This window comes from Arthrobacter sp. Leaf141 (assembly GCF_001424565.1).
Taxonomy (GTDB): Bacteria; Actinomycetota; Actinomycetes; order Actinomycetales; family Micrococcaceae; genus Arthrobacter.
This window is the reverse complement of the sequence record NZ_LMOL01000016.1, coordinates 334,871-349,354: the sequence shown is the minus strand read 5'-3', so window position 1 is coordinate 349,354 and position 14,484 is coordinate 334,871. Positions and strand designations below refer to the sequence as shown.

10 protein-coding genes and 1 pseudogene are annotated in these 14,484 nt (G+C 60.4%); 4 read left to right on the top strand and 7 right to left on the bottom strand.

Annotated features, from left to right (window positions below; all coding sequences use genetic code 11):
• Positions 1-22: 22 nt before the first annotated feature.
• The 4 genes from ASF72_RS13335 (at position 23) to ASF72_RS13325 (ending at position 3,429) form a co-directional block, all read left to right on the top strand.
• The gene (locus ASF72_RS13335; protein WP_056599605.1) at positions 23-934 is read left to right on the top strand and encodes a nucleoside hydrolase; all 912 of its coding nucleotides are present in this window, start codon (positions 23-25) and stop codon (positions 932-934) included.
• On the top strand, positions 931-1,956 hold the full coding sequence (locus ASF72_RS13330; protein WP_082484254.1) for a ribokinase: 1,026 nt from the start codon (positions 931-933) through the stop codon (positions 1,954-1,956). The genes ASF72_RS13335 and ASF72_RS13330 overlap by 4 nt, the downstream gene beginning before the upstream one ends.
• Positions 1,957-2,168: 212 nt before the next feature.
• Complete coding sequence (locus tag ASF72_RS20375) at positions 2,169-2,330, top strand: hypothetical protein (RefSeq protein WP_157370982.1); 162 nt, start codon at positions 2,169-2,171, stop codon at positions 2,328-2,330.
• 136 nt (positions 2,331-2,466) lie between these two features.
• Complete coding sequence (locus ASF72_RS13325) at positions 2,467-3,429, top strand: nucleoside hydrolase (protein WP_235504729.1); 963 nt, start codon at positions 2,467-2,469, stop codon at positions 3,427-3,429.
• A gap of 584 nt (positions 3,430-4,013) precedes the next feature.
• Here ASF72_RS13325 and ASF72_RS13320 read toward each other — a convergent pair.
• The 7 genes and pseudogenes from ASF72_RS13320 to ASF72_RS13290 form a co-directional block, all read right to left on the bottom strand.
• Positions 4,014-4,748, bottom strand: a complete 735-nt coding sequence (locus ASF72_RS13320) for an alpha/beta hydrolase (RefSeq protein ID WP_056599599.1) — start codon at positions 4,746-4,748, stop codon at positions 4,014-4,016.
• Positions 4,749-4,951: 203 nt separating this feature from the next.
• A complete protein-coding gene (locus ASF72_RS13315; protein WP_056599596.1) occupies positions 4,952-6,634 on the bottom strand; it encodes an amidohydrolase in 1,683 nt (560 codons plus the stop codon).
• On the bottom strand, positions 6,631-7,875 hold the full coding sequence (locus tag ASF72_RS13310) for an MFS transporter (protein WP_056599593.1): 1,245 nt from the start codon (positions 7,873-7,875) through the stop codon (positions 6,631-6,633). The genes ASF72_RS13315 and ASF72_RS13310 overlap by 4 nt, the downstream gene beginning before the upstream one ends.
• A 50-nt stretch (positions 7,876-7,925) precedes the next feature.
• The gene (locus ASF72_RS13305) at positions 7,926-8,942 is read right to left on the bottom strand and encodes an agmatine deiminase family protein (protein ID WP_082484268.1); all 1,017 of its coding nucleotides are present in this window, start codon (positions 8,940-8,942) and stop codon (positions 7,926-7,928) included.
• A gap of 14 nt (positions 8,943-8,956) precedes the next feature.
• The gene (locus tag ASF72_RS13300; protein ID WP_056599590.1) at positions 8,957-11,839 is read right to left on the bottom strand and encodes an aminotransferase; all 2,883 of its coding nucleotides are present in this window, start codon (positions 11,837-11,839) and stop codon (positions 8,957-8,959) included.
• Between the two features lie 399 nt (positions 11,840-12,238).
• Positions 12,239-13,912: pseudogene (locus tag ASF72_RS13295) on the bottom strand (amidase); the annotation flags it as partial.
• Between the two features lie 195 nt (positions 13,913-14,107).
• Positions 14,108-14,314: a hypothetical protein gene (locus tag ASF72_RS13290; protein WP_056599587.1), complete on the bottom strand. Its 207-nt coding sequence runs from the start codon at positions 14,312-14,314 to the stop codon at positions 14,108-14,110.
• Positions 14,315-14,484: the final 170 nt, after the last annotated feature.

The window sequence follows — 14,484 nt, the reverse complement described above, 5'->3', positions numbered from 1 at the left end:
GCACTAACCAGAAGGAACAACTATGGGTGCCTTGCACCACATCATTCTCGACACCGACATCGGATCGGACGTAGACGATGCCCTCGCCTTGGCACTGATCCTCGGTTCACCCGAAGCCAACCTGCTTGGAATCACAACCGTCTACGGTGACACGCTCCTGCGAGCACGCCTAGCCAGGCGCTTCGGCAAACTGGCCGGACGCGAAATACCCGTCCACCAGGGCCGTGAGCAACCAATGTCGGGCCGCGACGTCTGGTGGCCCGGCCATGAAGGATCCCTTCACGACGGGCTGGAAAACGAAACCGTCGAGGAAGAAAGCGCGGTCCCTTACCTGACCCGGCAAGTCTCAGAACGCCCCGGAGAAATCGACGTCATCGCTATCGGACCACTCACCAACATAGCCGCCGCCCTCGAAACCGATCCCGCCTTTGCACGAAACGTGAGGCACCTGTGGGTCATGGGAGGAGGATTTGGCATGGACGAAGCCGAACACAATTTCCGCAGTGATGACCATGCGGCCAAGATCGTATTCGAGTCAGAACTAAACATCACCGTAACCGGGCTTGAAGTCACCCGAAAAGTGGAAATGCGCAAGGACCAGCTGGCGCTAATCGCAGCGGCAGGCCAACTGGGACAGGCCCTGGACGCTGACATCAGGCAATGGTGGGCATTCTGGAACGAAGAATGGAACGTACCTCACGACCCCATAACAGTGCTAACCCTCCTGCGCCCGGAACTCTTCACGTTCTCCGAAGCCGGAATCGTCGAGATTGGTGGTGAAGGCGAGTTCGCGGGCCAGTCCATTTTAGTGCCTTCGCCCACCGGCACTGCCCGCTTAGTGGCGACCATCGACGCCGAGGCGGTAGCCGACGAGATCAGCTCCAGAATCGTCAATGCCGGCAAGCTCCAGCTCCACGACGCAGACGTACAATGACGAAGCCTGGAGTGGGCACGCTAGTGGTCGTAGGATCCATGAACGTGGATCTCACGGTTCGCACGAGAAACCTGCCAAATCCTGGCGAAACCGTGATCGGAAGAGGCATCAGCCGCGGCCCTGGTGGAAAAGGTTCCAACCAAGCGGCAGCAGCAGCGCGATTGGGTGCAAACCCTATTCTGGTGGCCGCACTCGGCGCGGACGAAGATGGAGTTTTCCTCCGCGAAGCGGCCGCCAAGCAAGGCATTAATATCGACCTGATTCGCCAGGAAAAAGGTAGTGCAACAGGAACCGCGCTGATCACGGTCGATGACGCTGCCGAGAACTTCATCGTGGTCTCCCCAGGAGCGAACAATCAGCTCACCTCCGAGATGCTTCAGAGGTCCCTGTTCGAAATTGGAAAAGCAGCCGTCCTTTGCCTAAGCCTGGAGGTGCCAGTGGACACGGCCCTTGCAGCGGCCAGAGCATCGGCTGTCATGGGCGCGATAACCGTATTGAACCTCTCGCCCTACTCACCGAAGGCTATCGCGATCATGCCACTCGTTGACGTTGCCGTCTTGAACGAAGGAGAGGCTCTGGCTGCCGTAGGTCTAAGAGGCCTTCCGGCTGAGCGGCCCTGGCAGGCAGTAGGTGCGTTGCTTGGAGAGACCGGAGCGAAGAACGCCGTCATTACGTTGGGAGCCGAGGGCGCAATCGTTCTGGAAAACCTCCAGAACGGGCCCATATCACCGGTTCGCATAGAACCTACTCGGGTCCGTCCGGTAGACACGAGCGGGTGCGGTGACGCGTTTGCCGGAGCCATGGCAGGTGAGCTAGCCCATGGGGCCGACCTACTGGCGGCGGCGCGCTTTGCCAGTCAGGTCGCTGCCTACGCTGCCACAGGGCGTGGGACCCAGGCTTCATACCCAACCCGAGGGCAGCTGCAGGAGTGGCTGGAGCAGGGCGAAGCAGCGGCCGTCGATGAAGTCGAACAGAAGGCTACGGTGCGAGCGGAAATCTCGGAGGCCGACCGGTCTGCATAGATGTCAGCCTCGCCGGAAACCCTGAACCACACGTTGCCATTATCGGTCGACCACAACGGATTCGCTATGCGGTTACCCCGCGCCAAACGCTGAGGAGGCTCCGCTCTTTTCAGCATCTGGCAACCCAACAAAGATTTTCCGACCGTTCACAGGGCCTTCGGCAGAGCAAACGGCGCGATATACATCCGTCCCAGAAGACCTATGGAGGAATCATGAAACGAGCCACCAGCCTGCTTGATCAACATGACGTGGACGCCGTCGAATTCAGCAGTCAAGAGGCGGACTGGAAGGAAGTCCGGCACCGGCACGTCTGCTGCCCCGTCACCGAGCGGGCCCACCAAGAAGCCGCTGGCAGCCCGTTGCGGACATCTTAGGCAGAGATTCACAAGGACTTCCCCAGATCGTCACCAAGCAGCCCGTTCTGCTAACCCCAAGATCCAGGCACTTGTGTAGTGACCGGACAATCGAACCCATTGCACCATCCACCGCCAATTGCGAGAAGAGAAGCCATTGATCCAGCGAACCGTCGCCCCCTTCTTCCTCGACTGCGATACCGGCATCGACGACGCCCTCGCACTGGTCTACCTCCTGGCCTCCCCGCGGGCCGACCTCGTCGGCATCGGCACCGTGAGCGGCAACGTCAGTGCAGCCAACGGAGCCCGAAACACCCTGGACCTGCTGAACTTGGCCGGCCACCCGGACATCCCCGTGGCTGTGGGTGCGCACGATCCACAGGCGGGCACCTTCCACGGTGGCGCCCCGCACGTCCACGGCGACAACGGAATCGGCGGCGTGGACCTGGTCCCATCAGACCGCGAACCGGTGAAAGCCACGGCTGCGGAACTGTTGGTCCAGTTGGCCCACAAGTACGCGGGGGATTTGCGTTTGGTGGCCATCGGCCCGTTGACCAATATTGCCGAGGCTCTGCGCCTGGAACCCAGGCTGCCCGAGCTCATTGCCGAGGTCACCATCATGGGCGGCGCGGCACTGGTCCCGGGGAACATTTCGGCGGTGGCCGAGGCGAACATCGCCAACGATCCCGAGGCCGCTGCTGAGGTGCTGGCTGCCGACTGGAACGTCACCCTGGTACCCCTGGATGTCACCATGACCAACGTCCTGGAGGAGAACCACCGGCAAGAACTCCTCGCCTCGGAGCACCCGGCCTCGCAGGCTCTCGGTGAAATGCTGGGCCACTACTTCGGCTTCTACGTAGACATCTTCGGCCGGGAATGCTCGGCGATGCACGATCCCCTCGCCGCGGCCATCGCCGTCAGAGGAGTGGAACCCACCCTCGCCCCGACCGTTCGCGTCCAGGTGGATACCACCAACGGTCTCGGCCGCGGTCAGACGGCGTGTGACCTCCGCGGTCAGTACGCAGGGTTCCCGGAACAGCACGGCGCACATTGCCGCGTGGTGCTGGAAATCGGCGAAGACTTCGCCCCGCACTTGTTGTGCGTCTTACGGGCGGCCTGACCCCGAGCGCGACCACGGCCTGGCCGCCGCAAGGAAGGTCTTGGGCTCAGCACGGATCGCGGGGTTAGCACACGAGCAGGAAGTACGAAGGATGGGGTGGCGGAGTCGAGAATATGTGCGGCACCTGTTGCACACGAGAACTGCGCTCTGACCACGACCAACACCCGCGCAGCGGATTCACACACCACCAGAATACCCCTGAAGGTCTTCGCCGCTCTGGGCGAATTCGAGCGTGAACTCATTTCAAAAACTGGACGCGGCATCTGAGAACTGAAACTCCCCGCTGGCGAGGGCGCGGCCATGGACATCACCACCGCCTCCGCAAGCCGGTCTGCCCACTCTCCCCACAACGTCAGATAGGACCCAATTCAACCTCGTTCATGCCTCTTCCTTTCCGTCCACCAGACAATCCATACAGCCCAGCACGAGAAATCGTGCAGACGGACGGGCTGATGTCCCGAGGCTGGAAACGAGTTTTTAAAGCCGCTAAGAAGCATCGGCTAGATTGGTAACTTTTCCGGAATCAGATCCCCAAGGCACGTCCAAACCGGTTGGGTCTGATTTTCCGGGATGTGGCAACTGGATCAGAGGTTTCTGATTACCCGTACCCGGTCTGCCTTCCACCGAGCGGCAAACGAAGAGCCCAACGCCAGCGAATCGTACCCATGTGGAGCGCCGGGGTGGACGTGCAGCTCTGTTTGAACCCCGGCCCTTAGCAACCGCTGCGCGTACGAGATGCACTCGTCGCGGAAAAGGTCGAGGGTCCCGACTTCAATGTATGCCGGGGCGAGGCCCGCAAAGTCCTCAAGGCGTGAGGGAGCAAAATATGCCGAGACGTGCGGACTGCCGAGCCGGTCCCCCAGCAAGGCCCGCCAGCCGGTGTAGTTGTCCTCGTGAGTCCACGTGGCAAACCTGGCCACCTGGGGATCCATCTCCAGGGTCCGATCATCGAGCATAGGAAATACAAGGATCTGCTGCGCTATGTTGATCCCCCGATCCCGTGCGAGGATGGCGGTAGCAGCAGCGATTCCTCCGCCTGCTGAATCACCCATGATTGCCACCCGCTCCGGGTCGATCTGGAGAGTAGCGGCATGGTCCAGAACCCACTGGATGGCGGCAAGGGCCTCGTAGGCGGGCGCCTCATCGCCGGTTCCAGGAGCGAGCGTGTAGTCCACCGAAAGCATGGGGACGCCGGACCACTGCACGTGCTGTCTGACGAATGGATCGTAGATCTCAACTGAACCTGCGATCATTCCTCCACCGTGAAGGAAGATCACTGCAGAGCCTGGCGCAGAGTTGTCTTTTTTGTACCAACGCATGGGAATGGGTTTACCGTCACCGCGCCGCGTTGTTGCAGGCCGGTGTTTCACGTCAGGTGCGGGATCGGATCCGCGAAAGGCATCGACGAGCAGGGGGTCAAGGTTTGCGCGCAGTCCGATTGCGTCCCCTGATAGGACGGAGGGTACCGTGATGGGGCTTCCCGTTGGATGGGACTCTTCGAAAATCGGGTCGAGTTTCAGTGTCACTGGGCCTCCTTCAGCTGGGTAGGTCCTACTTCCGGGGCAGCATTATCGGAGTCAGGAGCGGATTTTGCTGGGTGGATAATACGGCCAGCGGAGAATGTCCACACAACGGTGTTCTCTCGCAGTCCTCCAGGTTCAAAAGGATGGCGGCTGAGGACTACGAGATCAGCCAAATATCCGCGGCGGAGGTGTCCTATTCGGTCTTCGACGGCGTAGGAGGTCGCGGAATCGACTGTTGCGTGACGGAGCGCTTGGTCGGCCGGTATGGCCGAATGTGGGGTGTTTGCGGGCAGTTCTGGGTCTATGACGGACTTTCGCGTCGTCGCGATGTATAGATTGACCAAGGCTTCGTGTGGAGCTGTTGGGGCGTCTGTTCCGAAGGCTACGAGCGCCCCGGCGTCGCTGAATGAGCGCCACGGGTATCCGTGCTCGATACGATCGTCGCCGATTTGAGCCCGCCAGTTTGGTTGGATCGCAGGATCTGCGTGCACTGGTTGGACGGACGCGGTGATTCCCAAGGCAGCCATTCGCTCAGGAGTGTTTTCAGAGACTATTTCTAAGTGCTCGAGTCTAGGGCGACGGTCCCAAATCGGATTCGTTTCGATGACAGACTCCAATACATCGAGTGCGACATCGCTCGCGTGGTCACCTATGGCATGCATTGCGATGCGGAGACCGGAGGCGTCGGCTGACAGGGATACTTCCCGGAGCCGATCAATGTCCCACATCAGGTCTCCGTTGCCTCCGGTGCTGTACGGCTGATTCATCGCCGCTGTACAGGCGTCAATTACCCCATCGAGAACCAGTTTGATTCCGATGACGCTCAGCCACTCAGTGGACTCAGCAGCCAGCTCAAGGGCGCGGCGGACCTGCGTGAGGTTGGTCGTCGTATCGCCGGTATCTGCGACGAGCCAGTGGGCGGCCACCCTCACAGGGAGCGTGCCGCCGTGCGCGGCCGTAACGCTCTGCAGTGCCCGCCACCCCGGCTCGTCCATGCCCATATCAATCACAGACGTTACGCCGGCGGCGGCGAAAGCATCGAGGGCGCGGAGCACGGATGCTCCGCGCTCCTCGTCGGAGGTTCTCGCCGTGAGGTAGGCCCAACCAATTTCATGTGCGGCCCGTTCGTAGAGCATGCCGGCAGGCTGACCGGATGGCAGCCTGGACAGTTGGCCGGATGGAGGATCTGGAGTCGCCGCGTCGATGCCCATCGCCTCGAGGGCGGCGCTGTTGACCCATATCGAATGCATGTCGTTCGAGTCGAGAAAAACGGGGATGTCGGAAACAACTGCATCGATCATCTCGGCGGTGGGCTCGCCACCGACGGCGTCGAACAGCCACCCCTTACCGAGCAGTATTTTAGCGTTGTCGCCGAGTCGTTGGCGTTCTGCGCTGAGACGGCGCTGAATCTCCGGCAAGTCCGATGCGTCGGTAAGCGCCACCTTCGCGAGGCTTTCACCGGCCCACACGAGGTGGACGTGGGAGTCAACGAACCCGGGTGTGACGACCTGGCCATTGAGGGCAATGACCTCGTCGCCGATACTTGGTTCGACGGTGGGTGCAATTTCGGAGATAAGTCCCTGGTCCAGGACGATGGTGGTTCTTTCAAGGTCCGGGGTGCCGTTGGCAACAGCGGTCGCTGGGTTGAGCAAACGTGCGTCGGTCAGCACAATTCGGTTCATCGTAGGCCTTCTTCTGAAGCGGTCGCGGCCAGGTGAAGCGCGCTTTCCTGTCTTTCCAAACGGGTAGATACTCTGGCGACTATCACCACTGGAATCACGAGCACCCAGCTCACTAGCGCGACAACCCAGCCGAAACCTGCATATCCGAAGGTTTCAGCAAGCCATCCTCCAATTACCGGGGAAAAGCTCGAGCCGAAGAGATAGACGCCGATGGCAGGGCCGGAGAAGCGCCCGTTGGTATCAAGTGCGGCTGCGGTAGCGATGAAGAGCAGAAAGACTGCCATATATGCGGTGTTCCACAGGATCAAAACGAGCATATACAAGGCCGGGTCGGTCGTGAGGGCCGCAGCCAGCTTGAGCATGCCTCCCAATATCAGCAACACGGCTAACGGGGCAGCTCGGCCAAACCGTGCTCCTACCCATGTGAGCAGCACAGCGGCCACCAGACCGCCAGCACTGGAGGTGCTCAGGACCAGGCCGATGCCCGCATCCGAGAGGCCGGACTGGGTGGCGCCCATCGTACCGGCCAGCGCCCAGACCGAATCTTCGCTGACAGCCCAGAGTGCATACATACCCAACAACGCGAAACCGGCGGTGGTGGTCAAACGACTTGGCTGCCCTCCTGTCAGACTTGGCACTGCGTCGCCTGCCGGTGCGGTAGGCGGCTTATCGGCCAAGGGTGCGCGTGGGAGCCATGCGGCAACGATAAGAAGGCTGGCTGATATCGCGGCAACCAGTCCAAAGATGCTTCCAAGGACTATCCCGAACAGGGGTACGATCCCCAGCAAGACTGTGACTACTGCCCGATTAACGATGCCGTTCGCCGCTGACATCCGGTTCGGATTACGCAAAGCAGCCAGCGCCGCGCCGCTGGCGGAAAGCGCCCCACCAAGGCCCGCACCACCCAGGATGACCGCGGTGATAGTCACAGGGGCACCCATGCCGAACGCTGCCGCTGTGAACGCGATTGTGGAGAGTGCGAGGCTGATTCTTGCCAACAGGATGCGTCGGTTACCGTCTGCGAGGCGGGTGCTCGCTATGCAACCGATGGCTGTGGCCAACAAAGAGCCTGTCATCACCCCTCCCGCCTCAGTGACAGTGAGTTCTAAAGACTGCTCCAGAGCGATCACCATGAACGGAAGGAGGTTGGCGGTAAGCAAGCCGAGCACGGAGAGCCCGAAGACGGACGTAGCGCGTCTACTGTTCAGAGGAAGCCGGGTGTCAAGTTGTGGACTTGTCATGTCATGATGTCCTTTCACGGCGCCTTTGCCGTAAATAGGTGGTTAGGTGCTCAGACAGCCGGTTGCTGTTGAGTGATGCAGTGAATGCCGCCGCCTCGGATGAATAGTTCCCGGGCATCAACAGTCACAACCTGGCGGCCCGGGTAGGCGTCGGATAGTATCTCCCGTGCTCGGGCGTCAGCGTGGGCCTCCCCGAACCCGCAGGCGATGACTCCGTCGTTGACGACGAGATGGTTGACGTAGCTCCAATCAACGAAGTTCACGCTGTCATGAAGAGTAGAGGGAGCAGGCAGGTCGGTGATTTCAACGCTGCGGCCCATCACGTCGAAGGCTTCCTGGAGCTCTCGGCGAAGCAGCCGGCTGACTTCCCAGTCTGGGTGCTCGGAGTTTTCCTGGGCGTGAAGGAGAACACGATCCGGTGCGGCGAAGGTGGCTACCATATCCACGTGTCCGTTGGTGCCGAGCTCGTCATAGTCTCTGGTCAAGCCTCGCGAGAGCCAGATAGCCTGGGTCGCTCCGATTGTCCGCTCCATTTCAGCTTCGACCCGCGATCGATCGGCGTAGGGGTTCCGACGCGGATCGAGTTGAACAGTCTCGGTCAGCAACACGGTGCCGGTGCCGTCTACATGGAGGCCGCCCCCCTCAGCGACCAGTGGCGAACTGAGGATTTCGGCTCCGAGGTGCTCGCCGATCAAACGTGCGATGTGTGCTGACTTTTGCCAGTCAGCCCAGGCCGGCGCGCCCCAGCCGTTGAAGATCCAGTCGACGGCCCCGAGGGCGCCGGGCCGGTCCCGGTCGACAACGAAGGTGGGACCTATATCCCGCATCCAGAATTCATCCAGGGGCGCCTCTATGAGTTCGATCGAAGAATCAAGCACCCTCCGCGCACGTGAAATCTCGCTTGGGTCCACGACCATGGATACCGGCTCGAACGGGACAATCGCGTGTGCTACTTCTGTCCAGGCAGCGTAGCCGGCCTCCTTCGCCGTCGCGGTCGATCCGAGTGTGTAACCTTCTCGGGGGAAGGCCATCCAAGTACGCGTGTGCTTGGCGGTCTCTGAAGGCATCTGCCACATGAGCGTCACCACCCCGTTTCAAGAACGTGGGCAAGGCTGTCGACGAAGTAGTCGGCTGACTCCTTTGAAACGCACAGCGGCGGCTTAATCTTCAGGACATTCAGGTAGTCGCCGGTGGGCTGCATGAAGACTCCTAGTTCGAGCAGCCGGTTGCAGATGGCCGCTGTTTCTTCCGTCGCGGGTTCAAGGGTTACCCGGTTTTTGACGAACTCAAGGCCGAGGTAGAGTCCCGACCCGTGGATGGCCCCGACCAGGCCATATGCCTTGCCAAGCACCTCAAGGCGGTTCTTAAGGTGAGTACCGACGATGCGAGCGTTTTCCTGTAAGCCTTCATCTTGGATGATGTCAAGCACCGCCATGCCTATGACCGACGAAACCGGCGATCCTCCAGTCGACGAGAAAAAGTAGCCCTGCGTGCGATAGCGATTGGCGATCTCGCGACGGGTGACGACAGCCCCGATGGGTTGGCCAGCTCCAATGGACTTGGCGACAGCGACGACGTCCGGAACTGCTCCCTGCTGCTGGAAACCCCAAAACCAGTCCCCAAGACGTCCAAAGCCAACCTGCACCTCATCGGCGATTGCGATTCCACCATGTTTGCGGATCGCTGCGTATACCTCCTTCAGGTAACCGTCCGGCAGCGCGACGCCCCCCGCGTTGCCGAAGTACGACTCGCAAATAAAACCCGCTGGCACAGTGCCCGCGGCAGCAAGATTGTCGATCATCTGCACTGCCTTCGACGCATATCCTGCGGCGTCGGGGCCGCGTAACTCTCCCCGATATGAGTTCGCCGCCGCCACGGTATGCACCCACTCCGGTCTGGACCCGAGCGCCGCAGGATTGTCTGCGATCGAGGTGGAAACGGCGTCACTTGCAAAAGTCCACCCGTGATAGGACTCACGCATTGCGACAATGTCCCGCCGCCCTGTACTTGCCATCGCGAGCCGGATGGCCAAATCAGTCGCCTCGGAGCCGGAATTGACAAAAAATACAGTGTCGAGCTCATCCGGTAATGTAGCGACAATCCGCTCGGCATAGTCCGCGATCGCGCGGTAATGGAAACGCGAGTTTGTGTTGAGGAGCCGCATTTGCCGGGTCGCTGCTTCGGTCACCCGTGGGTGGGCATGCCCAACTGATGCGACGTTGTTGACCATGTCGAGATAGACCCGGCCGTCGATTCCGATGAGATACTCCCGCCATCCACGTTCAATTTGGGGTGGCACCGCATAGTAGTGTTCCTGGACCTCTGCGAGAACAGCGTCCCGGCGTGCGAGGACGTCATCATGCAGCGACGTCTCAGTGCATGCGAGTCCAAGAGCAGGTGCAGGATCGTCCAGAACCGCTGCCCATCCCGCCGCGAGATCGGCTGTTACTAGAGTGGGGGCATCGGATACGCCGCGCCGGTCGCGCTGCACAAAGAGCCGAGTGCGCGCCGGAAGCGCATGATTGGCTTGATCGCCCAGACCTGGTGCCGATATCGTGATGACCTCGTCGGCGATTGAGACGGCGATACTGTCGAAATTGACTCTCGAAACATGAGCCTCCTTTGCAAGCGGCCTTGGCGCGGAGAGCCAGAGTGTCAGACCCGTCGGAATCGTCTCAGGCGCTGACGGCGTCCGTATTGGAGCAGCGGTTAGAACCGGTCGCCAGGCGGGCAGAACAGCTGCGTCAGCTCCGGCGTTGAGCGCCTCGGCCGCAGCCTCATCAAGGGTCCTCTCTTTCATCCATGCGCCATCGTCATTTAACGCCGAGGCCGTTCCACCGTCGAGTGTTGTAACGACACCAAGGGGCGCCAGCACTGAAGTGTGGTTCCAGGGGCGACGTGCACGGGGGGGCATCCTGAGAGCTTGCCGGATGGCACCGGTCATCACCTCGGGGGGGACGGACGCCGCAACAGAGAGAACGCGGAATTCGCGCTCCAGGGCGGCATCCGCGTAGGAATTTGCCTCATCCAGTCTGACCTGATGACGGCCACTCAGAACCAGGACAGCGCCACGCAGAACCACCAGCGCCCACAGCGCAGTAACTTCGTTCTCCCCGAGGGGCCGCAACGAGTGGAAGGCCCGGATCGCGGGCAACGTCGTTGCGGGGGTCGCTGCGTCGTGGTGCAGTAATGAGGAGACGGTGATCGCTAGTTCCCCTACCCGCCACGAGGCACACACATCACCGAAGTCGATGACAGCATCGGGCAACCGCCCTCCGTCAGGCCGAAGAACGTTGTCATCGGTGATGTCGAAGTGTCCGGCTTGCACCGGAAGTAAGTCTTCTACGGCTTCAAGGACACGGGACGCGCGCAGGGTGGATTCCTCAACAAAATCCCGGATTGCTCTGTCCGGTTCGAGCGGAAGAAGCCTCTCGATCACCCTCCTGGCGTGGCGGAGATCCCACTGCAGGACCCGACTCGTTCCGACGTGCTCAAAATCCGCGAGAGCCAGGCTCGTCCTGGCCGCGATCTCTCCCATACGCGCGACCACATCAGGAGCCAGGTATCCGGATCCCGTCAACGTGAGGCCCGCGATGTTCTCAATCACCCGGGCATGGATGCGGCCCTGCGAAGTCTCCCACCAAGCTGACATTGGGCCCCGTGGGCCCGTCACGATGCGAGGGATACGAAGCGTGCTCTGGCTTTTCGACAAGATGATCGCGGCCTGGTCCTGCATGTGAATCTCGGCGGCGCTGAAGACCGGATTACTGAGCTTGAGCACTCCCAAAGGGTGGGGTGATCCGTGGTTGAACAGCCTGAAGTTTTGATCCTGCTGGCTGCCCAGAGCCTGGACCGAGACCTGCAAACCGAAGGTGCTGGCGACAAGCTCCAAGACCTCGGTGGTCTCGAGTGTCGGCGTGGGTAGCTCGACTTGTTCGAAGTAGTCGAAAACTTTTGATGACATGGTGTTCCTCTAGGGGGAAGTGGGCCGGTGTTTAGATGGACCGTTGGCTTAGAGCGGTGAGTTCTTGGATGTTCCCAGTGCTCCGGCAACAGATCCACTGGAGCTGCGGACGGCCAGGGTCACCAGAGGGTCGTATGCCGGCCGCCACTCGCTGTGCAGGTGGTTGTAGGAGCCGGGCTCGGTTATTCGGACTCCAACGATCCGAGATCCCTGCACTACCGTCGGCACGGGTTGGCCGTCGATGAATGCTGCACACTCGGCTGCTTCACCTGCCGTGACCGTGGCGATGAAACGGACGGTGATGTTGGTGGGGGTCCTTTCAAGCTCGACAGCATCAAGACGCACTTCGATAGAATCCGCAGCAGGAACCATGGGGCGGGTAAACAGAGCCTCTTCCGCAAGCTGTGGTGTTCGCGGTGGCATAGCGCGTCGTGGTCGTAACTTCTCCATTGCCGAAGCCAGCTGCAGCAGGCGCGCATCGTCGTATGCGGGACCGGCGACGGTGACGCCGACCGGCATCCGAGTATCGGACATCGTTCCCAAAGGAAGCGTCCAGGTGGGGACGCCGAGGTGCCGCGGTACGAGGTTTCCGTTCGACACCCAGACTCCGTTGCGCCAAGCGATGTCGGCAGACGACGGGTTGGTATCAGAGTCGGAAGGTCCGACGTCCGCCGCGGTTGGGAAAATCACCGCATCGAATCTGTTCTCGGACATCCAGTCCTCAAAGTCCTCTTTACGCGTTCGTTCAAGACCACGCAGACCGTCTTCGAGGGTCGAGATCTGCCTCCAGTCAGTCACGCCCTCTTCGGCCATGGAGACAAATTCGGAAATGTCGTATGCGATGTCAAAGTCAAAGAATCCGTACCGATCGGAAAGGGCCCCGCTCGGTTGCGGGAAGATGAGTTCAGCATTCGCTTTCGAAAGGCGATCCATGGCAGGGTCTCCTATTTGCCGCAGGAAATTGTCCAGCGCCCAAGCCGACAACATTCCAACTTCATCGGTGAGGAAGTCTTTGCGCACCCAGCCTCGATCGACAAAATCACGATCGCCGTCATGCAGCCGCTCGTAGTTATCGACTACAGGGAAAGGGGTTTCGATGACCTCGGCACCGGCTGCCCGCAGATCTTGGCACAGCTCCGCCCACAGATCCATAATCGATGCCCGCGTCTCGATGGGATATCTGCTCGTGAGGTCACCGTTGACGTAGTTCCGGGGAACTGCCAAACGCAGCCCGTCCAATGGAAGATCGGGCAGGGCTGAAAAAGAGGCAGGCCGTATTTCGGAGGGCTTCGGCAAGGGGATCCATGGCTGCATTCGCCATAGATCACCATCCTTGATCGGGTCGTCAACGACGATTGCCTCGAGGATGTGCTTCATGTCCGAAATAGAACGGGCATGCGGGACAATGACGTCCATCGTGGGCACGAGGGGCCAGTTGCCACGCACGGATATGAGGCCGCGTGAAGGGGTATAAGCGACCAGTGAGTTGTTTGAGGCTGGGGCTCTCCCCGAGGACCATGTCTCCTCACCAAGACCGAACGCCGCAAAACTGGCCGCCGTCGCGGTTCCGGAACCGTTTGACGATCCCGAACCGAATGCTGATGTCAGGAATTCGGCGTTGTAGGGGGATTCTGCGCGTCCGTAGACCCCGCGTTGCATACCGCCAGCGGCCATGGGGGGCATGTTCGTGAGACCAAGGAATACGGCGCCGGCGTCGCGGAGACGTGAAACTGCAAATGCGTCTGTGCGCGCGATCAAGTTGGCGAAAGCCGGCGACCCCGCGGCCACAGGGAGGCCTTGTACGCAATAACTGTCTTTCGCCGTGAAGGGGATGCCATCCAAAGGGCCTCGAACCGTGCCCCGTGAGCGCCGGAGGTCCGACTGGCGGGCCTCATCCAGGACGCTGGGGTTGATTGTCGAGACAGAATTCAGCCGAAGGCCTGAGCGGTCATAGAAGGCGATGCGGTTGAGGTAGCGGATAACCAGTTCGACGCTGGTCACGAGTCCGGCCTTGAGTGCGCCGGACAGGTCGTCTATGTCTGCCTCGACGACTGTGAAGCTTCGAAAATCCATGGTTCCCGCTCTCGAGTGGAAGTCCCTAAAAAATTGCCAAAACGGCACCTGGATTTAAAACATACACCGTTTGTTTACTCTAGGCTAGACCCAACTTTCATGGTTGACAGAGGTAATTCCGCAGCCTAATGTCAGTCCATCAACGACCTGGGATCAGCAAGCAGGACATCGAAAAGGGCCCAAGGGGGTCAAGCATTATCCTGGCTCCCCGGCGCCTGCCGGGACTAGGAACGGCTCGATATCCGCGGCTTTGTAGACAGCGTGGCTGTTTTGCACTGGCCAGGTAAACTCCCGTCCATTTCCCAGAAAAAACCGGAATAGACCCGTCCCAAAGCCTGCCTGGCAACCATCAATTACCTGCCCACCACGCAGGCCGCCGTCGGCAAAAATCTGGAACATCATCAACATTCCTGGCGCCGCCGCTTTCAAGGACGACGAGATGACGTTGATTACAGCTACGCCAACCACATCGTTGTCACGAGGAGGTGTCATGGCGTGCATATTCAATGATCCGATGGACGAAATAACCCTCCTCGTCCCTGTCGACGCCTACCCGGGGTCCGAGTCGCAGG